The sequence below is a fragment of the Bacillus cereus group sp. MYBK139-1 genome, from assembly GCF_051916915.1.
Taxonomy (GTDB): Bacteria; Bacillota; Bacilli; order Bacillales; family Bacillaceae_G; genus Bacillus_A; species Bacillus_A pacificus.
In genome coordinates this window covers 527,874-552,601 of record NZ_JBQAHO010000003.1, presented here as the reverse complement: position 1 = coordinate 552,601, position 24,728 = coordinate 527,874, and the positions used below count along the sequence as shown (strand labels likewise).

Sequence of the window (24,728 nt, the reverse complement as noted above, 5' to 3'; positions counted from 1 at the left end):
AATAAATAAGCATAAGGAGGGGGAAACAATGGGATTTTGGAGTATGCATCGAAATATAAAGATTAGAATTATAACTTCGTTTTTAACACGTACTGTGTCCACGATGATTTTTCCATTTATGGCGATTTATTTTTCAATAAAGTTAGGTAGTGCGATTGCTGGTGCGTTACTACTTATTAATGTCATAGCTTCGTTAGTAATTGGTTTATACGGTGGATATGTTGGAGACCGGCTTGGTCGTAAAAAGGTGATGATTATCGGTCAAAGTATACAAGTCATTTCCATTGCTTGTATGGGAGTTGCGAATTCGGATTATGTAGATTCACCTTGGTTAACATTTATCTTTATGCTAGTGAATAGTTTAGGATCTGGACTTATGAATCCTGCGACAGAGGCGATGTTAATTGATGTGAGTACACCTGAGAATCGAAAAGTGATGTACAGTATTAACTACTGGGCAATTAATTTATCCATTGCGATTGGAGCGATATTTGGAGGGCTATTATTTGAAAACTATAGATTACAATTGTTTATCGTATTAACAGTAGTTGCAATTATTACTTTATATGTGATGGCTGTATATATGGAAGAGGTGTATGTAGCTAGAAAAACAGTAGAAAAGAAAAATGTATTAAAAGATATGGCAGATAGTTATAAAGTCGTAATGAAAGATAGAGCGTTTTTAATTTTTTGTGCAGCAAGTATATGTACGTTATCGTTAGAGTTTCAAGTTAATAATTATTTAGGGGTACGTTTGCAGCAGGAATTTGATACGGTGCACTTTTTCTTTGGGAATGGTGTTACGTTTGATTTAACAGGTATTCGAATGATGAGCTGGATTTCAGCAGAGAATACAATTTTAGTTGTGTTATGTTCGGCGCTTCTTATTAAAATGTTGAAAAGCTTCAACGATTTGAAAATCTTATATGTAGGTTTATTCATTTATACAATTGGATTTACAATACTCGGAACGAGCAATAGTTTATGGATTTTATTAATTGCAGGACTTTTCCAAACGGTAGGCGAGATGATGTATGTGCCAGTGCGTCAATCTATTATGGCAGATATGGTGCCAAATGAGGCGAGAGGTTCATATATGGCGATTAACGGAATGGTCTTTCAAATGGCAAAAATGAACGGGGCATTAGGTGTTATGCTAGGTTCATTTCTTGCATCTTGGGGCATGAGTGCTCTGTACTTTATCGTTGGTATGAGCAGTATTTTATTATTTATGAAAGCGATAGGGAAAGAGAAGTATGAGGGGGAGGTTTCTCAAATTGGATAAAACGATATGAAAAGCGATGCTAGAAATCGCTTTTCATATGGCTTTTAAAACGGATCAACTTCAGCTAAATTTGGAGTGGTGCTCGGTTGTAGTAAAAGATTTTTTAACGTTCCTACTTCAGAAAGAGTGACTAATATGTAGCCACTAATCAGTACAATAAGTCCGATGACACGTAACGTTTGTAAGGTTACTTCATTAGTATTCGTTTCCGTTGGATTTGGGGGCGTTGAAGGTGGATTGTTATTCATAAATAAGGCTCCCATCTTTTGTATTTATATATGTGTAAAAGCATGATTTAACTTATGGATAGGAATGATATAGTCATTTTCACTATATGAGAACTGCCTATGAAAAGTGATTAGAAATTTTGGGACGAAAAAAGGAGGTATCCAAAAGATTATTAAAACTGAACTTTTGGATTCCCTTCTTTTTATGTATCCCGCTATTTGTGGAGGTCGGATTTCCTGTAAACGACCAGTTGGTGAGGGCTGATTAATTATTTTCATGTAAATAAAAGGAGGTTAGTTAACCAAAGTAGCTATCCTAATATACGCAACGATTCTTCAATAAACGCTGGGATATCCTCCGGTTGTCTACTTGTTACTAGCTGATTTTGGCATACGACTACTTCTTTGTCGTGAAAGTTTCCGCCAGCATTTTTCAAATCGACTTCAATAGATGTATATCCAGTTACATCACGTCCTTCAAGTGTTTGTGCAGTGATAAGTAGCTGAGGTCCATGACATATAGCAAAAACAGGTTTTTTCGTATCCATAAATGCTTTGCTAAAGCGAACAAACCGTTCATCTGCACGAAGTATATCTGGGGAAAATCCGCCTGGTATGAAGAGGGCATCAAAGTTCTCTGGAGAAACATCATCGATACCTTTATCAATTACGACTTCAGTTTTTCCTTGTTTACCGTGTACCGTTTTCCCTTTTTCAGTTTCAATAGTTGTTAATTCATATCCCTTTTGTTTAAAAGCTTCTGCTGGCTCTGTATATTCTGTGTCCTCGAAATAATCTGTTATTAAAGTAGCAATTTTTTTACTCATTCTCATTCGCTCCTTACATTATATTGTCGGTTCCAGAATCGTCTTTGAGCAATTCGTCGTATTGTCTATTTCCTTTTAAATTTCTAATCCCCCCAGTTCGTTTCCCTTGTTAATTTAGTACATACCCTTTTTATTAGGACGTAAACATGTATTATCATTTTTTTATGTAAAAATCATAAAAATATCGATTGTGCCGGTGATTCTTGTTTGAGAAGGAAAAATAAAAAAGCTAAGGAGAGAATTTATTCTCTCCTTAGCTTTTAAGATAATTCTTTTCGTTAAAACGAGGAAACGCGTTGCTTCGTTTTTGGTACAATAATAAATTTGATCCAAAGTAACCCGATAATCATAATGATAAGGCTATGTAAAAATTGACCTGTAGCAATGAGTATAACAATTGAAAATACAATGAGTTGAATGCTTAGCAATATAAAGATTAAGTGAAGAAATTGATTCATTCGTTTCTCAGTATCAATTGGATATAATGCTACAATAATATTTCCCGAAAAATATTTCCATAGGGAACGGAGCTGCATAGAGATCATATATAGAACGATATATGCGATAGCGCCTTTTGCGTATATGTTTGGTATAAAATATAAGGCGAAGGCACCAATTAGCCCTAAACGAATATATATACCAAAATAATCATTCCCGCGTAAAAAAGCTAGTGTATGTAAATAGAAGAAAGTTGCTCGTTTTTTATGTAATAAAGGTTCAATCCAAGTTGTAAGCCATTTTCTTTTATTTACTTGCTTATTTAGTTGCGGAACATCGGTGAATATGCTAGCAAATTGATAAAAACGAACGTTCATTTTTTCTTCTTGCACGATTATGTAATCCCACGGTACTCGTTTTGTAGGCTGCTTTTTCGTATATAGAAGCAGGAAAGCAAGCAGTAAAAGTAATCCCCCTAATATGAGAATGTTTGCTGAGTAAAACAGCATGTAAATAATGAGTGCGTTACAAGTAATACGAATGATAAGCCAGATGCTTTTTTCATGACTATCACGCCACATCCAATGTATGTACATATTCCAAGCTTTCGCAATCATTAAAACGATAAAGATTGTACATAAGAAAGGTACAGTTACTTGCAATGATTGCAGCGCAAGTGGAACGAGAATAAGGAACGTAAATAATAATGGGAAAAGCTGAATGATATAATTGTATAGAAGAGATTTTTTGAAATAAGATGTTAATTTCTCTTCTAAGGCAAGCAAATAGACAGCATCAGGTTTTTGAATAAATGTACGGATCGGGCATCTCGTTATAATGAATGTAAGTACAATCGTGATGAGTAGTAAAGATATTCCTTTAGAAGGAGATGCTTTTAGAAACTGAGCATAGTAGTATGCACCAACACATGAAATAAAGATAAAGCTATATAGTAAACCGTTAATCATACGTGCAAAGTATGTAATGATATTTTGCATATGTTGTTGGAAGCGGCTGCTCCATAGTGATTCAATTGACATGTTTTTCACCTCTTTGTTCTATTATATATGTTTTACAAAAGAAAAAACGAGCAAATTGCGTTATGCAACTTGCCCGTTTTTCTTTTCGTTATTTTTTTTCTGATCACGATTCATTAATGGATAGAAGGCAAAGCCGATTACGAATAAACCAATTCCGAGAAGGAATGTTTTTATATCGGCTGCTCCTGTTTTAATAACCCATAGTGCGTAGCAAAGTGCAATCACTGCGACTATACCATCTGTAATTCTTGCCCGCATTTCATTTTTATACGTTTCACCAGTTGCGACTAGTTTTAACTGGAAGATTGGTGAAACGAGATATGGAATGAGGTAGGCCAGTGTTGATACGGTAATAACGAATGTATAAGCTTCCGCAATGGTTCCTGATAATGTTGAGAATAAGAACACTTGCGACATAATATTTGTTAATCGTAATGAGTAAATTGGACTTCCTTTTTTATTTGTTTTTGTGAAGAAGGAAGGGAAGAAGCCTTCTTTTGCTGCTTGATATGGTACTTCTGAGCTTAATAAAATCCAGCCTAAGATAGAACCGAACAGGGAAGTAAGAGCAAGTAATGCCATCAGTTTCCCGCCGCCATGACCCATTGCAGCATTTAGTGCGTCTGCTAAAGGACGTTCAGAAGTTTGTAATTTATCAATGTGAAGTACACCCATTGTTAAAATTGTAATTCCTAAGTAAATCGCAACTGTAATAAGTAATCCAGCAACTGTTGCGCGTTTTACCGTTTTTGGAGAAACAGCACGGTTTGATAAAAGAACCGCTGATTCAATTCCTATAAATGCCCAAAGCGTCGTAAGAGCAGCTAAGTTTACTTGTGAAAGAAGGCCGTGTGATACACCTGATTTATCGATCATCGGTGTGTACCATTGTCCAAACTTAGAAGCTTCGAATGCAAATAACGTAACGACGATGAATAATAGGAATCCAGTTACTTTCGTTGTTGTTGCTAAGAAGTTTAACTTTCCAGCTCCGCTTACACCGTTTGTTAATATAATATGAGTTCCCCAAAGTAAGATGGAACAAATCGTAAATGTAATTAGTTTTCCGACTTCTACATTAAAAGAACCGATTGAAAATAGTAGTCGTGTATCTTTCATAATTGGGAAGAAGAGCGATAAATATCCCGCAAATGATGTAATGATGGCAACGTTACTTGCCCAGTTTGCAACCCAATATCCCCATACCATACTGAAACCAGCCATTTTTTTCTTTTTTGGTGTTGAGAATAAAGCATATGCATGACTTTGTGGTCCTGTCGTTAAATCAGGACGACGAATTGCTAAATTACCGAAAACAAGAGCTAGCATTAAAACACCAAACCCTGTTGTTAACCAAGCTAAAGTGACACCGAGAGGGCTTGCTGTTTGTGCCAACGTACTTGGCACCATGAAAATACCAGCACCAACCATGTTACCGACAACGAAAGCTGTTAGTACCCAAAAGCCCCATTTTTTTTGTTGCATAGAAAATACCTCCAAAGTTAGTATAACCAAGTCAAGCGAGGAGATATGTATGTCTTCCTGAGTCAGGAAGAGAAGTCCCAAACAAAACAAAAAAAGCACGTAATTTGCCGCTACATGCTTTCTATCTTATAAGAAACCCACGACATACCTCTCGATAGCTCTCCACAAACGAAACGTTTGTGACAGTTCTGCACTTATTAAATAGCAGACCCAGCAAGCGTGCATGGTGGACACGGGCTTACTTCGGCAATCATTCCTTTCTCATTCGTTCATCAATGCCACTACATCTCCTGAAATGATACTCTTAATGACTGCAACCTCTACCTCACCGAGATACGAATGAGGATTTAAATATTAATTTAACGTATTTAAGAGTAACAAATGAATTTTTATACGTCAATGGATATAGTAATAATCAGATTATAGAGAAGAGTTTGTGATTAAAAGTAAGAGGGATTATTATGTAATATTGAATTTTCATAATATAATAAATGTTATTAGCGCTAGATGATTGAAAAGGGGATGAAGTATATGTCTGTATGTCATAAACATTCAGCAATAGGTGTGTTAGATTCGGGAGTTGGGGGATTAACAGTTGCGAGCGAAATTATAAGACAATTGCCTAAAGAGAGCATTTATTATATTGGTGATAATGAGCGTTGTCCGTATGGGCCAAGAAGTGTAGAAGAGGTACAATCTTTCGTATTTGAAATGGTTGAGTTCCTCAAACAGTTTCCATTAAAAGCTCTAGTTGTAGCATGTAATACTGCTGCAGCGGCTGCATTGACCGCGCTGCAAGAAGCACTTTCTATTCCGGTTATTGGCGTTATACATCCAGGAGCAAGAGCGGCAATTAAAGTGACAAAGAAAGGGGAAATTGGAGTAATTGGAACTGTAGGTACGATAAAATCTAATATGTACGAAAAAGCATTGCATGAGCTTGATACATATTTGAAAGTGCATAGTCATGCGTGCCCGACTTTAGCTACAGTTGTAGAAAATCAATTAGAAGATACAGCATATGTAACCGAGCAAGTGAAACAAGCTTTACTGCTATTAACGAAAGAAGATATAGATACGCTAATTCTCGGATGTACGCATTATCCACTTTTAGAGTCCTATATTAAAAAGGAACTAGGAGAAGATGTAACGATTATTAGTTCTGCGGAAGAAACAGCGATAGAGTTAAGCACAATTTTGCAGCACAAAGGAATTCTGTCTGACAATTTGAATCCGGAGCATCGATTTTTTACAACAGGCTCTGTTTCATCATTTGAACATATTGCTGAGAGGTGGTTAGGGTATCAAATTTTTGTAGAACGTGTACATTTGCCGATGAAAAATGCGCGTATGTATAATTAGGATGTATTAAATTACTTTTTTAATAAATGAGGTTCGTTTCATAAGAAGGAAAGAATAAGCTTTTAATTGAAGTGTTTAAGGGCAGTTCAATTAAAGGGGAGATTGGATTATGGAATTATCAAGGTCTCAATTATTTGCTTTAGAGTATATTTCAAAATATGCAGAGAACGAAAAACGTGAGGCTAAAGCAACAATTAATCATATACTTAACATGTGTAATATTACAGATGAAATATTTGAAGAAGCTGTCGCTAACTTGAAATCTCATGCAAGGATTGCTTTACACTTTCATCCAGACAGACTCGATTCGAGTATGAAAAGTGTTGCTGAAGCATTGTTTGAACAAGGAATATATAAAAGTCAGTTTGAAACATTGCTATCTAATGGAAGCGTATCTGCTTATCCTGGCGGTGAACGTGACCTTTGGGAACAGAGAATATTTGGAGGAGCATATCAACTTGAAGGTGTAACGAATGATCAACGGCCAAAGTATGGGGCGCTAAATTTGATGTTACATCCAGATGGGCCGGCTCCGCGTTTTGGATCCTGTTATTTTCTCTTATCTCCAAAAGTTTCTAATCGCTCTACATATACGTATTTAGATTCGCATCAAGATCCAAAAGAAAAGGGGACTTATGAGGAGTTTGATATGATTTTAGCTGCTCTTTTGGAAGAGACATTCGTAAGAGAGTGTGCAATTGGTGAAGGGGATTTGACTCCAACAAGATTAGTTAATCATTTACTGGCTAACCTGGAAAGGCCGTTTATAGATTTAGTAAGCAAAGAGCAAGCCCGTAATCTTAATCATTATATTGAAGCGCAAGTTCATGGAGAGATTTCTCTTAAAGAAGACGTGGAAGCTCTTGTTGTAGATCCTTCATTTAAGGGTACGGATGTAGGAAGAACTTTAGAAGAAATTTGCCTGAAGTATGCTATTGATTTGTATTGGCACACAGGTTTTGTACTTATGGTAGACGACGTTCCAATGGATTTTAGAGGTTCAAAAATGCCATCTTTAGCAAGACGCATTGCACGGAATCATTGTATCGATGCAAATATAATCGGTTCTGCTGTAGCGGATTTGAAACGCAATCCATTATCTTGGAGTGATCGTGGAACTTATGAGGAAGTGCTTCAGGAATTAAAATTATTATGGCATGTTTTAGTTCGGTTTGGAAAACCAAATCGGAAGTAGAACGAAATACTCTGTTTTTTGGAAGTATATATAGAAAAGAAGCTGATCTAAAACTAGATCAGCTTCTTTGTATAAGATTAAACTAAGTTTAATACAGTTACTTTTTCACGTGTCATAGACTCAAGGCTCTTACGAATACCTTGTGCGCCCATACCTGAACCTTTTACACCGATGAATGGGAAGTGGTCAGGACCGCGCTCTGTGCGTCCGTTAATTTGAACAGAACCAGTTTCGATTTTGTTAGCAATTGCAAATGCTTTGTTAATGTCTTTAGTGAAGACACTTGCTTGCAGACCGAACTCTGATTTGTTAGCAATTTCAATTGCTTGTTCATCTGAAGAAACACGGATGATTGGAAGGATTGGGCCAAATGGCTCTTCCCAAGCAACTTTCATTTCTTCAGTTACATGGTCGATTAATGTTGGGTAAATTAAGTTACGCTCACGTTTGTTACCGATAACGATCGTTGCACCCTTTTCTACAGCGTCGTCAACTAAACCTTGAACGAAGTCAGCAGACTTGTCATCGATTAATGGAACGATTGTGCTATCTTGTTCTGGAGATCCAACTGATAGTTTAGCTACTTGCGCTTGTAATAAGCCAACAAGCTCGTCTGCTACGTTTTCGTGTACAAGTACACGCTTAATAGCTGTACAACGTTGACCAGAGTAAGAGAATGCACCGCTTACGATATGGTTTGCAGCATCTTGTAAGTCAGCATCTTCACGAACGATACCAGGATCTTTACCACCAAGTTCTAATACAAGTGGAATCATTGCAGCTTTTTTCGCTAAATGTTTACCTGTGTTTGTACCACCTGTGAACGATACCATATTGATGCCTTCGTGTTCTACTAAGTAGTCACCAATTACAGAACCGCGTCCTGTCGCTACATTCACAAGACCTTTTGGAAGGCCAGCTTTATGAAGTGCTTCCACCATTTTAATACCGCTAATTGCACCTTGAGTTGCTGGTTTGAAAATAACAGCGTTACCCATAATTAATGCTGGCGCAAGTTTTGCAGCAGATAAGTTTACTGGGTAGTTAAACGGTGCGATTGCTAATACAACACCAAGTGGTGCACGTTGGATAATCGCAAGTTTAGATTTTGTACCGCCCGGGAAGCTATCGCCCATCATGCTTTCTCCGTGCATATGTAAAGCTTCTTCGATTGTGTAACGAATGAAGTCAGCTGTACGAACAACTTCTTTCTTAGCATCTTTATATCCTTTACCGACTTCTTTCATAATGATATCGGCAATTTCATCTTGCATATTTACGAGCTCATCAGCCCATTTATATAAGTATTTTGCGCGATCTTGTAGAGAAGCTTCCGCCCATGATTTTTGAGCTTCTTTTGCAGATGCAATTGCTTCATCTACTTCTCCGCGAGTAATTGCTTGTACTTGTCCAATTACTTCGTGTAAGTATGGAGATGGAATTTCGATTGTTTCTCCTGAAGAGCTTTCTCTCCATTCTCCGTTTAAATAAAATTTGTACGTATTGCTAGTTGTCATGATTAGTCCTCCTAAAATAGCAACTTGTAAGAGTGAGTATAAGGTGATTGTAGGGGGTTTGATAACATTTTTCAAATGAAATGTTTGTGAAAACGATTTCTTATTTCTTTTTTATTTTGTATGCCCTTTCTTACAGAACATTCCCTTATTTCAAAATGATGTAGCGTATATTTTCGTTCAGTCTGTAAAAAAATAATTGACAGAATACTCAATAAAGTTGTAAGATTATAAATGGAAAATAAATGAAGGGGGTGTGCGTAATGATTGTAATCGTAAATGTAATGGGCTTAGCTCTGTTAAATGGCAGAAAACATTCATATCATTACGCAACCCGTACGGATATATAGGGCATCTTTGTCTTATAAAAAGCGTACGTTGCGTATATCGTAACGTACGCTTTTTATGCATTTTTGTGCATATCGTCAAGCGGCGGTATGCTTTTTTTTGTTTATTTTCCATGTTACTAAATAAAATTTTGGAAGGTGGAAAAATGTGATGAGATTGTATGGGTTACGAAATGTAAATGTGATGGGTCTGGATAGTGGATAAAGAAACGAGAGGTAAACGAGAATGAGAAGGGAGAGGTTATATTGTTTTCAGTATTACTAAAGTTAAGATGGTTTTTTAAAGAACATTGGAAGAGATATAGTATCGCCATTGGTGCACTTTTAATTGTAAATATAGTTGAAGTTATTCCCCCGAAAGTACTCGGGGTTACGATTGATAATATAAAAACAGGAACGTTATCAAACGAAGCTATTATACAGTCTATTCTTATTTTAATAGGGGTCACGATCGTTGGATATGGTCTCACTTTCGTTTGGCAACATCAATTGTTTGGCGGTGCATTCGTACTTGAGAAAACGATGCGCTCTAAATTTATGGGCCATTTACTTAAAATGACGCCGACTTTTTACCAAAAAAATCGTACTGGCGATTTAATGGCGAGAGCGACAAATGATTTAAAAGCAATCGCTATGACAGCTGGTTTCGGCATATTAACGCTCGTGGATTCGAGTTTATATATGCTTACGATTGTCTTTATGATGGGATTTACAATTAGTTGGGAGCTTACATTTGCGGCACTTATACCGCTTCCGATTATGGCATATGCGATGAATATATATGGAAAGAAATTGCATGAAAGATTTACAGTTGCGCAAGATGCATTCGGTGACATGAACGATAAAGTATTAGAATCGATCGCTGGTGTGCGCGTTATTCGCGCGTATGTACAAGAGAACGCAGATCAGGAAAGATTTCATCATTTAGGAGATGACGTCTACGAAAAGAATATGAAGGTAGCAAGAATCGATGCACTATTCCAACCAACTGTGAAAATGCTTGTTGGTCTTAGTTATTTAATTGGTTTAGTGTACGGTGCATATCTTGTATTTCAATCAAAGGTGACGCTTGGGGAACTCGTTTCATTTAACGTGTATTTAGGGATGATGATTTGGCCGATGTTCGCAATTGGTGAATTAATCAATGTTATGCAAAGAGGAAATGCTTCATTAGACCGTGTAAATGAAACGTTAGCTTATGAACCAGATGTAAAGGATCCGAAACATCCAAAGCTTGTACAAGAGCCGGATTATATTCAGTTTGATGATGTTACCTTTTCATATCCTTCATCAACTGAAACAAATTTAAAGAAGGTTTCGTTTACGTTAAAACAAGGAGAAACGCTTGGTGTTGTCGGGAAAACAGGAAGCGGAAAGACGACGCTTGTCCGTCAGCTTCTTCGTCAATATCCACTTGGAGAGGGGGATATTGCAGTCTCTGATGTGACGTTAGATAAAATGACAAATGAAAATGTACTCGGCTGGATTGGATATGTACCGCAGGAACATATTTTATTCTCAAAAACAGCGAGAGAAAATATTTTATTTGGAAATAGGGAAGCGACGGAAGAAGAACTCGAGAAAGCGATTGAAATCGCGGCGTTTAAAAAGGATTTAGAGTTTTTACCAGAAGGGTTAGAAACGCTTGTTGGAGAAAAAGGTGTTTCTTTATCAGGAGGACAAAAACAAAGGATCTCGATTGCGCGAGCTGTCATTCAAAATCCAGAAATTTTAATTTTGGACGATTCTTTATCGGCTGTTGATGCTCGTACGGAAGCAGCGATCATTGACAATATAAGAACAGAAAGAAGCGGAAAGACGACGATTATTACGACGCATCGTTTATCTGCAGTTCAACATGCGGATTGGATTCTCGTTATGGATGACGGGCAAGTAATAGAAGAAGGTACACATGATCAGCTTGTTAAGAGTGGAGGCTGGTATGCTGAGCAGTTTGAAAGACAACAAGGGGAAAGTGAAAGTGCGGATAGTGGGGTGAAAATATGAGCGTTTCAAAACGATTGTTTCAATATGCGATGAAGGTGAAAGGGACGATTTTTGCAGCGATGCTAATGTTATTTATTTTCGTCATCGCAGAGCTTGCGGGTCCTTTCGTCGCGAAAACGATGATTGACGATCATATCGTCGGAATAGAGAAGCCTTGGTATGAAACAGAAAAGAGTGAAGAGGCTGTTTCGTATAATGGCGCCTTTTATAAGCGAAGCGATCGCTTCCAGGAAGGTGAGAAAAAAGGAAAAGAAGTACGCGTGATGCAGGTCGGTTTTCAATATTACTTTGTACCGAATAAAGTAAATCTGGAAGGGTCACGGACTGTAAAAGGTGATATGATTACCGTTCAAAACGGTAAGGCGGTGCAAGTGTATAAAGCGAAAGCATTGACGAAAGAAGAAGTGTTTGCGTTTTATAAACCAGAAATAAACCGTCTATTATTACTTGGTGGTGGATACTTCGCTTTATTAGTAGTCGTATCCTTGTTTGCATACGGAAAGCAGTTTTTCTTACAGAAGGCGGCGAACAAAATTATTCAAATTATGAGGGAAGATGTCTTTTCTCATATTCAAACGTTGCCGATTCGTTATTTTGATCATTTACCAGCAGGGAAAATTGTATCGCGTGTAACGAATGATACAGAAGCCATTCGTGATCTATACGTAACGGTACTTGCGACATTCGTTTCAAGTATCATCTATATTATTGGGATATTTGCCGCGCTATTTTTACTTGATGTAAAATTGGCGACGTTATGTTTACTCATTATCCCGATTTTAATCGTTTGGGCCATTCTTTATAGAAAGTATGCGTCTGTATACAATCATAAAATGCGTTCGCGTTTATCTGATATTAACGGAACAGTGAATGAATCCATTCAAGGAATGCCAATTATTCAAGCGTTTCGTCAAGAGCGTGAAACGAAAAAAGAGTTTGAAGAATTAAATGGCGATTATTTTAAGTATCAAAATAAAATTTTGAATTTAAATGCAGCAACTTCTCATAATTTAGTATCCGTATTAAGAAATATCGCTTTCACAGGTGTGATTTGGTATTTCGGTGGAGCTTCATTAAGTGCTACAGGCGTCATTTCTCTAGGGATACTGTATGCGTTCGTTGATTATTTAACACGATTGTTCTCACCGATTACAAATATGGTGAATCAGCTTGCTAACTTGGAACAATCGCGTGTTGCATCAGAGCGTGTTTTTGAATTGTTAGAGGAAAAAGGAGAAACAGTAGAAGAAGAACGTATGCCTCGCTTACAAGGAAATGTAAAGTTTGATAATGTATCGTTTTCTTATAATGGAAAAGATGAAGTGTTAAAAAATATTTCTTTTGAAGCGAAACAAGGCGAGACGGTAGCACTTGTCGGTCATACTGGATCAGGAAAAAGTTCCATTATGAATGTACTTTTTCAGTTTTACGAGTTTGAAAAAGGAAAGCTTACGATTGATGGTCATGATGTAAAAGAGATGCCGAAACAAGCAACTCGTGAACATATGGGAATTGTACTGCAAGATCCGTTTTTATTTAGCGGAACAGTAGCATCTAATGTAAGTTTAGAAAATGAAAACATTTCAAAAGAGCGCATTGTAAAAGCGTTGCGTGATGTTGGTGCTGAAAGATTTGCGAACAATATAAATGAAGAAATTACGGAGAAAGGAAGTACACTTTCAACCGGAGAACGTCAGCTTATATCGTTTGCTAGAGCACTTGCATTTGATCCAGCCATTTTAATTTTAGATGAAGCGACGTCTAGTATTGATACAGAGACGGAAGCGATGATTCAACAAGCGTTAGAAGTTGTGAAGAAAGGAAGAACGACATTTATTATCGCTCACCGACTTTCAACGATTAAAAGCGCAGATCAAATTATCGTGCTTGATAGAGGGACGATTTTAGAAAAAGGCTCTCATGATGAACTAATGAAAAAGCGCGGGCGTTATTACGATATGTACAAAACGCAAATGGAAGGGAACCAGAGCGCTTAATATGTATGGCGGAGAACTTGTGATTTTCACAAGTTCTTTTTTTAATGAATCAGGGCAGTTAAATAAGAAGTATTATTTTACCTTTCGTACAATAAATGCTATATTAAAAAATGTTACTTATTTTTTGTATGTGGCGTTATTTTTCCCTTTTGTTTGATTATGAAGAAAAAGGATAAACTAAATAAGAACATTTTCATTGAAAAATTGTTCAAGATTGCATACAATCAATATAGTTTTTAAATTCCTATCAGAATACTTGGAGGATTATCATCATGAAAAAATTATTTTCAGTACTTGCAGTAACTACATTAGCAATCGGGATTGTAGCGGGCTGCGGTAAAGAAGAGAAAAAAGATACAGCTAGTCAAGACGCGTTACAAAAGATTAAACAAAGCGGTGAACTTGTAATTGGTACAGAAGGTACATATCCACCATTTACGTTCCACGATTCAAGTAATAAATTAACTGGATTTGACGTTGAATTAGCAGAAGAAGTTGCAAAACGTTTAGGAGTAAAACCTGTATTTAAAGAAACACAATGGGATAGCTTACTTGCTGGTTTAGATGCAAAACGTTTCGATATGGTTGCAAACGAAGTTGGTATTCGTGAAGACCGTCAAAAGAAATATGACTTCTCTAAACCGTATGTCTCATCTTCAGCGGCATTAGTTATTGCAAAAGATAAAGATAAACCTGCTACATTTGCTGATGTAAAAGGATTAAAAGGAGCACAATCTTTAACAAGTAACTATGCAGATATTGCTAAGAAAAATGGTGCGGAAATCGTTGGTGTAGAAGGATTTAGCCAAGCGGCAGAATTATTAGCTTCAGGACGCGTTGATTTTACAATTAATGATAAATTATCAGTGTTAAACTATTTAGAAACGAAAAAAGATGCAAAAATTAAAATTGTAGATACAGAAAAAGAAGCTTCAGAAAGTGGATTTTTATTCCGTAAAGGTAGCACTAAGCTTGTACAAGAAGTAGATAAAGCGTTAGAAGATATGAAAAAAGATGGTACGTATGACAAAATAACGAAAAAATGGTTCGGTGAAAATGTATCTAAGTAGTGCATTGGTTTCAGATCGATTGTCTACTTGGATGGATATTATGCAGTCTTCCTTCATGCCTATGCTGAAGGAAGCTGTTTTTACGACAATTCCATTAACGCTTATTACATTTATTATCGGTCTTATACTTGCGACGTTAACGGCGCTTGCACGTATTTCAGGTAGTCGTATTTTACAATGGATTGCTCGTATCTATGTATCTATCATTCGCGGAACGCCACTTCTTGTACAGTTATTTATTATTTTCTATGGTCTTCCAACTCTTAATGTTGAGGTTGAGCCATATACAGCAGCAGTTATTGGATTTTCATTAAGTGTCGGTGCGTATGCATCTGAAATTATTCGTGCTTCTATCCTTTCGATTCCGAAAGGGCAGTGGGAAGCTGCTTATACAATTGGGATGACATACCCACAAGCGTTAAAACGTGTTATTTTACCGCAAGCAACGCGCGTATCAATCCCGCCGCTTTCGAATACATTTATTAGCTTAGTGAAAGATACTTCATTAGCATCGTTAATTTTAGTAACAGAAATGTTCCGAAAGGCGCAGGAAATTGCGGCAATGAACTACGAATTTTTAATTGTTTATTTCGAAGCAGGTCTTATTTATTGGGTTATTTGTTTCTTATTATCAATCGTACAACAGATGTTAGAAAAGCGTTCAGAACGCTACACATTAAAATAATCCTTTTACAAAAGGAGTTTTTGTTTTTATGATTTCAATTCAGCACTTACAAAAAAGTTTCGGAGATAATACCGTACTAAAGCATATAGATTTAACAGTTGAGAAGGGCGAAGTTGTTGTTATTATCGGGCCGTCTGGATCGGGTAAAACGACATTCTTACGTTGTCTTAACGTGTTAGAAACGCCAAACGCTGGTAATATTCGTATCGGTAATAAAGAGCTTAACTTCTCTCAAAAAGTAACGAAGAAAGATATTGTCAATCTTCGTACGCAAACAGGTATGGTATTCCAGCACCATAATCTATTTCCGCATTTAACAGCACTTCAAAATGTAATGGAAGGGCTCGTTACAGTGAAAAAGATGGGGAAAGAAGAAGCGAAGAAAAAAGCAAACTATTTCCTTGAAAAAGTTGGTCTTGCGGATAAAGTGGATTTATATCCGTTCCAATTATCAGGCGGACAACAACAGCGCGTTGGAATTGCTCGCGCGCTTGCGATGGAGCCGGAAGTGTTACTATTTGATGAGCCGACGTCAGCGCTTGATCCTGAACTCGTTCAAGAAGTCCTGAAAGTAATGAAAGAACTTGCTAAAGAAGGTATGACGATGGTCATTGTAACGCACGAAATGCGTTTTGCACATCAAATTGCGAACCGTGTTATTTTCATGGATGGCGGTGTCGTTGTCGAACAAGGTACACCAGAAGAAGTATTTACAAATCCAAAAGAAGAACGTACGAAGAAGTTTTTACAAATGTTGCAATAAATTAAGGAAGGTCTCAAGGCATATGCCTTGAGACCTTTTTGCCATATATATTTATTTGTGGAATCCGCCAAGGCTTTGCTCAGCCATTGCAACTAGACGTTTTGTAATTTCGCCACCAACAGAACCGTTAGCACGAGCCGTAGAATCTGCTCCTAATTGTACACCAAATTCTTGAGCGATTTCGTACTTCATTTGGTCGATTGCAGCTGTTGCTCCTGGTACTACTAATTGATTTGAAGAATTTTGGTTTGCCATAGGAATATATCCTCCTTAGAGTTATAAAAATTTTTTTGGTTGGACTAGCTGGAGTTGAACCAGATTATCGCCCCGTTTGGCGCTAATCCATCGGTAATTAAGTTTGTACTCATAGTATGGATGTTACCTAGAAAGATATACGAAATAATAATTTGTAAATTTTGTAAAAAAATCTTAGTGATTTCGTAAATTATGAAATAAGAGTAATCGTTTTATTTTTTAGAAAGAAGGTAAAACTAAGAGCGATATGAAATATATTTTTCTTTTTGTATCCTGCTATTTTGAGGAAAATGTAAGTAAGAATGGGGCAAGCTGCTCCTATACGTAGCTAGATACAATTATATGGAGGAATCGTGATGGGAATTTGTCCGCTTTGTAACGCATTAGAATCACAAACATATTCTTGTCAAAATTGCCAAAGTATACTCCAAGATTATGGGAAGGCTGTAGATTACATAGACGATTATAGTGCGTATATGGACCAAGAATTATTGAGTGCAGTAGATGGATTAACACATAATAATTCAAATGAATATTGCAATCATATTTTTTATTGCGGAGTATGTAACGTGGAAACAGAGGTTGTCGTAAAACTTGTGTAAATAGAAAACTTCCACCTTATGAATGAGGTGGAAGTTTTTGTTTTTGTATTTGTGAGTGAATCATAGGGGACGGGATATGCTCGTTGTTTGAGGAAGTCTCTGATTTTATTTGAGACATTTTTTCTTTTGTATCGCGCAAAGAATGTTCAGTTAAGTAGATGGCATATTCGTAAAATAATTGGCGCGTTAGTTCACTCTGTTCTTTTAACTTGGCATCTTGGAATACAGTTCGCCCTGGTTTAGAGTTTGCCTCAAAGAGCCATGGGTTTTCCTGCGTGTCTAAACCGATATCAAAACCGATTTCTCCAATATTTCCGGTTACTTGTTCATCGAGCGCATAACTAATTTGTAAGGCGGTATGTTTTAACTTATTCTCAATTTGAACTTGTTTCGTTGAATCTGGAAAAAGTTCTTGCAGCAATTTCGTATCGCCACCACTATTTACATGTGTTGTTAAGCTACCTTTGCCAGCAATTTTTGCCACGATTGCACTGACCATCCATTGGCCGAAATGATTTTTATTTGTATGAATGCGGAAATCAACAGGTTGCCCATCGAAGCGAAGTAAGGAAATACCTTGTTGTACGATAAACTTTTTTAAATCATGTCCTTTTAGCACATGGTTCAGAAGCGTTTCTAATGATTGGTACTTTCTTAGTTTATTTTCTTCATTTTTGCGATAACGACAGTAGTAGCAATTCTCTGTTTGGGAATAAAATAGTTGATGAATATTTCTACCGAAGCTACCATGAATCGGTTTCATGTAAATGGATTTATACGTTCCGAGAAATCGTTCCACTTGTTCGAAGTGCTGAAATGTTTCTGTGTTTGGTAATAACGGCATAATGGATTCATCTTTCATAAGAAGTTGATGCACTTCCCATTTATTAAAAAAACCTGGATTAAACCATGGAATAGCATAGTCATGCTCTAACTTTCTTTTTGCTCTTACGATTGGTTTATAATTTTCGGCTTTCCGATTTGGTAATCGATCGTAAATGACATTCGGTAAAGGGACTTTTTTCTTTATCCACTTTTCCTCTTGAAAGAAATACCCTTCAATTGTTTCGTCTTCCCAGTCTATATGTTGCACACCAAAAACGAATACAAATGGTCGTAAGGTGAATGGTGGCGTTAGTAACTCCCCAAGAGAAATTGAACGGTTCCCTAAAGGATTAGAAGCCTCATCGTTAAAACCAGTTGTGAAAATCCCGATTAATGGTCCGAAAATAATCGTTTGGTTTTGTGTGAATGCATGGATAGTAGTGGAATGAGGAAGTAAAAGTTTCTCTGCAATTTGTTTTCCAATAATGATTTCGCGAGTAAAGGAATAATGAATTTTTACCTCTTCACTTGCAACATGGCGTAGGCCGAAGGAAAGGGATGTAATTGGTGGTGTGATGGAAAAAATATAAGGTAAAGTAATACTATTTGGATGCTCATCTGAAATATTTAATGTATATATGTGCTCTTTCAAAATAGACTTACCCCCTTTCTTTATGGTGTAAAGCGACTAAATTGTAATGGTCCGTGATATATTTTTTCGGCTAATGAATCACTATGGCGAATGTAATGTTCGTACGGGGGAATCGTGTTGACATACATAAGCCAAATTGCCCCTTTTTGATCCATAATAGTGGAAAGCTCTAGCTCGAATAACGAAGAATAAGATTGATCTAGTGTTTGAAATACTTCATTTATAATGTCTTGTAAAGCGTCCTGTAATAATTGTACACCGGTACTAGATAGTACGTATTTAATTTTTGAAAATGCATGCAGCGAGGAGTCATCGGTTGCCGAAAGTAAAAGTTGATTCGGAAATGAACTCTTTTGTATAAACTGACCGATAACGTTCCACTTCTGTTCTTTATTTTTTTGTAAAATAGTCCGAATATGAAGTGGGTATGTTAATTGATTCGGTGGTTGCAGCATTGTATGGGTGATGTAACGTGCTGATCGTATATGAGATTTGTACCAAGATATAAATTCATCAGTCCGTTTAATTGAAGTAGAATCATGATAGGCGTCATTTATCGTATCAATATGAAATGTTTTATTTTTATAAACGACCCGGTACAGACTTTCATTGGAATGTGCGTTAGTAGGACGTATAATAATATCTTTTGTTTTTAATAACAGTTTGAAAACGTTGTGTATCGTTGCTATTTCAAATTTTGGTATATAAGGTGATAATTTTTTATTCGTGAGAAATACATCATGTAGTTCGCTTAAGTCAATGAGTGTGTTATTTAAAAAGGTAGTGGAAGGACGGTTGTGTAGTGAGTGAATAATTGATTTTGCCTTGTCGAAGTCCGTTTCCTCGTTAAAAGAAGAACGATCATATATATAAGAAGGAATAGGGAATATTTGCTCTTTCCATTTCCCTGTATCTGTATCATAAATCAGACCAGAAATAAGATCTGTTTTAGGATCAATACAAAATGGCGTAAACTGTGCAACGACATTATGATAAAGCCGAGCGCGTTTAGCGATTTCGGTGTAATACGTTTGCTCATAATGAGGCTGAGAAGTTAAAATACCGAGAACCAACGAAATCACTCCTTTACTAACAAAATGTTGACATAATAGGCGAAGCTATATATTGCAAATACGTTTTTATACCATTATACTTTTGTCCGTATGATGATATGCTATAGTTTTGGAGAAGCGAAAGGTTGATTGTAATGAATATATGGTTAAGTATGCTAACGACGACAGGGCTCGGAGCAATTATTGGAGGATTTACAAATCATTTAGCGATAAAAATGTTATTTCGTCCTCATCGCCCTATGTATATTGGGAAGTTTCAAGTCCCATTTACACCAGGATTAATTCCGAAGCGCCGTGATGAGCTTGCTGTTCAATTAGGGAAAATGGTTGTAGAGCATTTGTTAACGCCAGAAGGAATCGGAAAGAAGTTAACGAATGAAGAATTTCAAAAAGGTTTAGTCCACTGGGCACAAGTAGAAGTGGATAAAGTAATGACGAATGAACAATCACTGCGAAATATGTTAGAAAAATGGAACGTAGCGCATGTAGAAAAAGAAGCAACTGAGAAAATCGAACAGGTAATTACAGAAAAGATTCAGGCATTTTTAGAAGAGTACTATACATATACATGGGAACAAGCTTTACCTCATTCTGTTCACGAGAAAATAGAGAGTGCGATTCCAAATGTTTCGGCATTTATTTTAGGGCGAGCAACTCAGTTTTTTGAGAGTGAAGAAGGGAAAACACGTCTTTCAAAAATGATTGATGATTTCTTTGCTTCTCGCGGGACATTGCTTAATTTAGTCGGAATGTTTTTAGGGAATGTAAGTGTAGTGGATCGTGTGCAGCCAGAAGTCATTAAGTTTTTAGGGCAAGATGGCACAAAGCAGCTTTTAACTGATGTATTGCAAAAAGAGTGGGAGAAGTTAAAAGGAAGAGATGTAAAAGAAGTAGAAACGTTTGTAGAAAAAGAAATGATTGTAAGCTCCATATTGTCTGCAGTTAAAGTTGAGGAAACAGTGAGTAAGTTTTTAAATCAATCTGTGCAGCAAGTATGTGAACCGGTTCGAGAAACAATGATAGAAAAGGTAGTCCCGAGTGCAGTAACGAAAGGCTTGAAGTGGGGAGCAGAAAATGTAGAAAGTATACTAAATAACCTTCACTTGGCGGAAATTGTCCAGCAAGAAGTGTCTACATTTTCAACGGAGAGACTAGAAGATTTAGTGTTGTCCATTACAAAAAATGAACTGAAAATGATTACGTATTTAGGTGCCTTATTAGGCGGAATGATTGGAATTGTGCAAGGGTTATTACTGTTGTTTCTTAAATAATAAGATATGTACATACAAATAAAAGTGAAATTTCTTCACATCTCTTGCATAGTTTGATATGGTAAGAAGAGGTGCGTATGTAAATGCACGTAAAAGGCAGTGCGTATGATAAGCGCTAGCCTTCTAAAGGAGGAAAAATAAAATGACAAAAAACATTCATGATGTAGCATATGAATTACAAAAAGCAATCGCTGAAAACGATGACTTCAAAACGTTAAAAGAGAGCTACGCAGCAGTTCAAGCTGATGCTGCTTCAAAGAACTTATTCGATGAGTTCCGTACAATGCAACTTAGCCTACAACAAAAAATGATGCAAGGCCAAGAAATCACTGAAGAAGACAACCAACAAGCACAAGAAGTTGTAGTTCGCATTCAACAAGATGCTAAAATTACAAAGTTAATGGAAACTGAGCAACGTTTAAATACAGTTATCACTGACGTTAACAAAATTATCATGAAGCCACTTGAAGAGTTATATAACGCGCAACAACAAGCGTAATGAGAGAAGACGCCCCTTGGATGGGGCGTCTTTTTTGTTTGTTATTTGTGGAAATACTCCGTTTCAATATTCTTCTCCTTCAAAAACTTTTCAATATCTTTTTGCTTCCTACCATTCACTTTCTCAAAGCGTTTTGTAAAAGAAAAATCAGTCTTGAACAAGTTGCCATCTTCAGCGAGTTTGTCTAATTCTTGCTCTAGTTCTACTGAAAGTGCCGTAGACGATGAAATGTAATCATGAATTTCCTTCGAAGGCTGTTTGTAATCAGCAGGAATCGTATTGTTACTAATAAAATGATGGAAGTTCGCATCGTTTTGTTGCGCTAAATTTATTAGTTGTTTTAATTTCTCCCGATCGGATTCCGTGACTTCTTCGTCAGACATAGTTGACGAAAGTGGAACGATGTTTTTGTCTAACTCTCCGCTATAATCTAAATACGTTTTTATATTTTGTTTCATTTCATCTTCATTAATCGTTTCATTTTTCTTTGAGGAAGTAAATATCGTTTCTGGAATTTTAACCGTAACATCTTTAATAGATTGTACATCGTTTTCTTCCTTAGGTTGCGCACTGTTTGAACAAGCTGATAGAAATAACATTGTAAGTAGCATGAGTGAATATAAAGTATATTTCTTCATTTTAGTCTCCTTTTACATTCATTAGTGTCTTTGTAAAATAGCTATATTCCATTTCAAATACTTTACTAAAAGTGCATATAGATGTTTGATCATTTGATAACTTATGACGGATATGAGTAAACCGACGCAAAAGGCGATAAACACATTATAAACATCGGAGTAACTAATTTGATGAAACCCTTTAAAAAATCCTAACCCTATTAATAAAATAGGTGAAATGATTAATACTGGAGTAGCAATGATAAGTGCTAGAATAATCGGTAATAAAAAGAGTAGTACGAAAAAGGCGATAAAGATAAAGGCAAAATTTAAAACACTTAAGCTCATAACAGAAAATAGTGCAGTTATCATATTTTTGAAGTTGCGTTTCTTGTCAGCATTGCTTATTGCATAGGAAACATTCAATTCTTTGGCGATCGTTTTAGGGTTTCCTAGTTTTCTAGCAATTTCTTCTTCACATTTTCCATCTTGTTTACCACTAATAAAATGAGTTTCGTACTCTAAAATAATATCTTTCTTTTCTGCATTAGGCATATTCCGCAGGGAAGAACTAAGTTGTTCTAAAAATTCACTTTTGTTCATAATAATCACTTTCCTTTATAGAATGATGAATGAAAGCTGAGAATCGTATCTTTTGAAAAGGGGGCTGCGAATTACAATTAATGGGTATTCCATTATTTACAAATATATCATTTAGTATTATTCTTTGCAAGGTACTGATATTTTTTTAATACTGTAATGAGATGGAGGTTTTTTCAGCTTTTTTCGAGGAGATATAAAAATATTATTTTAGGATAAGCAAAGGGTTGTAAGCGCATTCTCTAGTTGTTGTCAAAATAATGTCAAATTCATATTGTTGGAAAAATAATGCATTTGTAATATAATGATAAATGATACTTCACCACGTTAATTAACCAGGTGAAATTAAAAATCTTTATTACACAAATTATGAAACAAAGGAATGATTAGTTTGAGTACAGGTGTAAAAGCAAACGACGTGAAGACAAAAACAAAAGGAGCAGATCTTGTTGTTGATTGTTTAATTAAACAAGGTGTTACACATGTTTTCGGTATTCCAGGAGCGAAGATTGACTCTGTATTTGATGTACTGCAAGAAAGAGGACCAGAGTTAATTGTTTGTCGTCATGAACAAAATGCAGCATTTATGGCAGCTGCGATTGGTAGATTAACAGGAAAACCGGGCGTATGTCTTGTAACTTCAGGACCAGGGACATCAAATTTAGCGACAGGTCTTGTTACTGCGAATGCGGAGAGTGATCCCGTTGTTGCTTTAGCTGGTGCAGTTCCACGTACAGATCGATTAAAACGTACGCACCAATCTATGGATAATGCTGCACTATTCGAACCAATCACAAAATATAGCGTAGAAGTAGAGCATCCTGATAATGTGCCAGAAGCATTATCAAATGCATTCCGAAGTGCAACTTCTACAAATCCAGGAGCTACTCTAGTAAGTCTGCCGCAAGACGTTATGACTGCGGAAACGACTGTAGGGTCTATCGGTGCGCTTTCTAAGCCACAGCTTGGAATCGCTCCCACACATGATATTACATACGTAGTAGAAAAAATAAAAGCAGCGAAATTACCGGTTATTTTACTCGGTATGAGAGCGAGCACAAATGAAGTGACGAAAGCCGTTCGTGAATTAATTGCGGATACAGAACTTCCTGTCGTTGAAACATATCAAGCAGCTGGTGCGATTTCACGTGAGTTAGAAGATCATTTCTTTGGCCGCGTTGGGCTATTCCGTAACCAACCAGGTGATATTTTACTAGAAGAAGCAGACCTTGTTATTTCTATCGGTTATGACCCAATTGAGTATGATCCAAAATTCTGGAATAAACTTGGAGACAGAACAATTATTCATCTTGATGACCATCAAGCAGATATCGACCATGATTACCAACCAGAGCGTGAATTAATTGGTGATATCGCTTTAACGGTAAATAGCATCGCGGAGAAATTACCGAGACTTGTATTAAGTACGAAATCAGAAGCGGTGTTAGAACAATTACGCGCGAAATTATCAGAACAAGCAGAAATTCCAAATCGTCCTTCAGAAGGTGTTACGCATCCACTTCAAGTGATTCGTACACTTCGTTCTTTAATTAGTGACGACACAACCGTTACATGTGACATCGGTTCCCATTCTATTTGGATGGCGAGATGTTTCCGTTCTTATGAACCACGTAGATTATTATTTAGTAACGGCATGCAAACGTTAGGTGTTGCACTTCCTTGGGCAATCGCTGCTACTTTAGTAGAACCAGGTAAAAAAGTAGTTTCCGTATCAGGTGACGGTGGTTTCTTATTCTCAGCGATGGAGTTAGAAACGGCGGTACGTTTAAATTCTCCAATCGTCCATCTTGTTTGGAGAGACGGCACATATGATATGGTTGCGTTCCAACAAATGATGAAATACGGCAGAACATCAGCTACAGAGTTTGGCGATGTTGATCTTGTGAAATATGCGGAAAGTTTCGGGGCGTTAGGTCTTCGTGTTAACACGCCTGATGAATTAGAAGGTGTATTAAAAGAAGCACTAGCAGCAGACGGACCTGTCATTATTGATATTCCAATCGATTACCGTGATAACATTAAATTAAGCGAAAAATTATTACCAAACCAATTAAACTAATGGAGGTAGATT

At 36.6% G+C, this 24,728-nt stretch carries 22 protein-coding genes and 1 riboswitch; of the genes, 12 read left to right on the top strand and 10 right to left on the bottom strand.

The window, feature by feature from the left end; genetic code table 11:
- The first annotated feature begins 28 nt into the window (after positions 1-28).
- Positions 29-1,285, top strand: a complete 1,257-nt coding sequence (locus ACTFRS_RS19850; RefSeq protein WP_139868968.1) for an MDR family MFS transporter — start codon at positions 29-31, stop codon at positions 1,283-1,285.
- A gap of 44 nt (positions 1,286-1,329) precedes the next feature.
- Here the strand turns inward: ACTFRS_RS19850 and ACTFRS_RS19845 are convergent, their stop codons facing one another.
- The 4 genes from ACTFRS_RS19845 to ACTFRS_RS19830 all read right to left on the bottom strand — a co-directional run bounded on the left by ACTFRS_RS19845 (position 1,330) and on the right by ACTFRS_RS19830 (position 5,302).
- Positions 1,330-1,533, bottom strand: coding sequence for a hypothetical protein (locus ACTFRS_RS19845; protein ID WP_001063869.1), 204 nt, complete (start codon positions 1,531-1,533; stop codon positions 1,330-1,332).
- Between the two features lie 290 nt (positions 1,534-1,823).
- On the bottom strand, positions 1,824-2,339 hold the full coding sequence (locus ACTFRS_RS19840; protein WP_139868967.1) for a type 1 glutamine amidotransferase domain-containing protein: 516 nt from the start codon (positions 2,337-2,339) through the stop codon (positions 1,824-1,826).
- 278 nt (positions 2,340-2,617) lie between these two features.
- The gene (locus ACTFRS_RS19835) at positions 2,618-3,817 is read right to left on the bottom strand and encodes an ABC transporter permease (protein WP_242293455.1); all 1,200 of its coding nucleotides are present in this window, start codon (positions 3,815-3,817) and stop codon (positions 2,618-2,620) included.
- 60 nt (positions 3,818-3,877) lie between these two features.
- Positions 3,878-5,302, bottom strand: a complete 1,425-nt coding sequence (locus ACTFRS_RS19830) for an amino acid permease (RefSeq protein WP_001186313.1) — start codon at positions 5,300-5,302, stop codon at positions 3,878-3,880.
- A gap of 147 nt (positions 5,303-5,449) precedes the next feature.
- Positions 5,450-5,633, bottom strand: a riboswitch (Lysine riboswitch).
- Between the two features lie 200 nt (positions 5,634-5,833).
- Between ACTFRS_RS19830 and racE the strand changes: the two genes are divergently transcribed.
- Both racE and ACTFRS_RS19820 read left to right on the top strand, forming a co-directional pair.
- Positions 5,834-6,664: a glutamate racemase gene (racE, locus tag ACTFRS_RS19825; RefSeq protein WP_439195607.1), complete on the top strand. Its 831-nt coding sequence runs from the start codon at positions 5,834-5,836 to the stop codon at positions 6,662-6,664.
- 109 nt (positions 6,665-6,773) lie between these two features.
- Positions 6,774-7,859 (top strand): DUF3626 domain-containing protein, encoded by a 1,086-nt coding sequence (locus ACTFRS_RS19820; protein ID WP_439195608.1) that lies wholly within the window; start codon positions 6,774-6,776, stop codon positions 7,857-7,859.
- Positions 7,860-7,936: 77 nt separating this feature from the next.
- Here the strand turns inward: ACTFRS_RS19820 and gapN are convergent, their stop codons facing one another.
- Positions 7,937-9,376, bottom strand: a complete 1,440-nt coding sequence (gapN, locus tag ACTFRS_RS19815; RefSeq protein ID WP_440025679.1) for an NADP-dependent glyceraldehyde-3-phosphate dehydrogenase — start codon at positions 9,374-9,376, stop codon at positions 7,937-7,939.
- A 590-nt stretch (positions 9,377-9,966) separates the two neighbouring features.
- Here gapN and ACTFRS_RS19810 point away from each other — a divergent pair.
- The 5 genes from ACTFRS_RS19810 (at position 9,967) to ACTFRS_RS19790 (ending at position 16,242) form a co-directional block, all read left to right on the top strand.
- A complete protein-coding gene (locus ACTFRS_RS19810; RefSeq protein ID WP_139868962.1) occupies positions 9,967-11,727 on the top strand; it encodes an ABC transporter ATP-binding protein in 1,761 nt (586 codons plus the stop codon).
- Positions 11,724-13,724, top strand: coding sequence for an ABC transporter ATP-binding protein (locus ACTFRS_RS19805; RefSeq protein WP_000116628.1), 2,001 nt, complete (start codon positions 11,724-11,726; stop codon positions 13,722-13,724). Before ACTFRS_RS19810 ends, ACTFRS_RS19805 begins: the two co-directional genes overlap by 4 nt.
- A gap of 272 nt (positions 13,725-13,996) precedes the next feature.
- On the top strand, positions 13,997-14,794 hold the full coding sequence (locus ACTFRS_RS19800; protein ID WP_000732846.1) for an amino acid ABC transporter substrate-binding protein: 798 nt from the start codon (positions 13,997-13,999) through the stop codon (positions 14,792-14,794).
- Positions 14,781-15,479, top strand: coding sequence for an amino acid ABC transporter permease (locus tag ACTFRS_RS19795; RefSeq protein WP_139868961.1), 699 nt, complete (start codon positions 14,781-14,783; stop codon positions 15,477-15,479). Before ACTFRS_RS19800 ends, ACTFRS_RS19795 begins: the two co-directional genes overlap by 14 nt.
- A gap of 28 nt (positions 15,480-15,507) precedes the next feature.
- The gene (locus ACTFRS_RS19790; RefSeq protein WP_000623610.1) at positions 15,508-16,242 is read left to right on the top strand and encodes an amino acid ABC transporter ATP-binding protein; all 735 of its coding nucleotides are present in this window, start codon (positions 15,508-15,510) and stop codon (positions 16,240-16,242) included.
- Positions 16,243-16,293: 51 nt separating this feature from the next.
- On the opposite strand, the gene sasP is transcribed toward ACTFRS_RS19790, so the two are convergent.
- Positions 16,294-16,497 (bottom strand): small acid-soluble spore protein, SasP family, encoded by a 204-nt coding sequence (gene sasP / locus ACTFRS_RS19785; protein WP_000013338.1) that lies wholly within the window; start codon positions 16,495-16,497, stop codon positions 16,294-16,296.
- Positions 16,498-16,853: 356 nt separating this feature from the next.
- Between sasP and ACTFRS_RS19780 the strand changes: the two genes are divergently transcribed.
- The gene (locus tag ACTFRS_RS19780) at positions 16,854-17,099 is read left to right on the top strand and encodes a hypothetical protein (protein ID WP_000510468.1); all 246 of its coding nucleotides are present in this window, start codon (positions 16,854-16,856) and stop codon (positions 17,097-17,099) included.
- A gap of 16 nt (positions 17,100-17,115) precedes the next feature.
- On the opposite strand, the gene ACTFRS_RS19775 is transcribed toward ACTFRS_RS19780, so the two are convergent.
- Both ACTFRS_RS19775 and ACTFRS_RS19770 read right to left on the bottom strand, forming a co-directional pair.
- Positions 17,116-18,576: a YheC/YheD family endospore coat-associated protein gene (locus ACTFRS_RS19775; protein WP_139868960.1), complete on the bottom strand. Its 1,461-nt coding sequence runs from the start codon at positions 18,574-18,576 to the stop codon at positions 17,116-17,118.
- Between the two features lie 20 nt (positions 18,577-18,596).
- Positions 18,597-19,649, bottom strand: a complete 1,053-nt coding sequence (locus tag ACTFRS_RS19770) for a YheC/YheD family protein (RefSeq protein WP_139868959.1) — start codon at positions 19,647-19,649, stop codon at positions 18,597-18,599.
- 134 nt (positions 19,650-19,783) lie between these two features.
- Here ACTFRS_RS19770 and ACTFRS_RS19765 point away from each other — a divergent pair, with 134 nt between their 5' ends.
- Both ACTFRS_RS19765 and ACTFRS_RS19760 read left to right on the top strand, forming a co-directional pair.
- Complete coding sequence (locus tag ACTFRS_RS19765; RefSeq protein WP_139868958.1) at positions 19,784-20,920, top strand: DUF445 domain-containing protein; 1,137 nt, start codon at positions 19,784-19,786, stop codon at positions 20,918-20,920.
- 142 nt (positions 20,921-21,062) lie between these two features.
- Entirely contained in the window at positions 21,063-21,419 is a 357-nt protein-coding gene (locus tag ACTFRS_RS19760; RefSeq protein WP_060629704.1) for a YlbF/YmcA family competence regulator, read from the top strand.
- Positions 21,420-21,460: 41 nt separating this feature from the next.
- On the opposite strand, the gene ACTFRS_RS19755 is transcribed toward ACTFRS_RS19760, so the two are convergent.
- Both ACTFRS_RS19755 and ACTFRS_RS19750 read right to left on the bottom strand, forming a co-directional pair.
- A complete protein-coding gene (locus ACTFRS_RS19755) occupies positions 21,461-22,057 on the bottom strand; it encodes an NDxxF motif lipoprotein (RefSeq protein ID WP_139868957.1) in 597 nt (198 codons plus the stop codon).
- A gap of 21 nt (positions 22,058-22,078) precedes the next feature.
- A complete protein-coding gene (locus ACTFRS_RS19750) occupies positions 22,079-22,639 on the bottom strand; it encodes an HAAS signaling domain-containing protein (RefSeq protein ID WP_139868956.1) in 561 nt (186 codons plus the stop codon).
- 388 nt (positions 22,640-23,027) lie between these two features.
- Between ACTFRS_RS19750 and alsS the strand changes: the two genes are divergently transcribed.
- Positions 23,028-24,716 carry an acetolactate synthase AlsS gene (gene alsS / locus ACTFRS_RS19745; RefSeq protein WP_139868955.1) on the top strand — a complete coding sequence of 563 codons (1,689 nt, stop codon included), beginning with the start codon at positions 23,028-23,030 and terminating at the stop codon, positions 24,714-24,716.
- Positions 24,717-24,728: the final 12 nt, after the last annotated feature.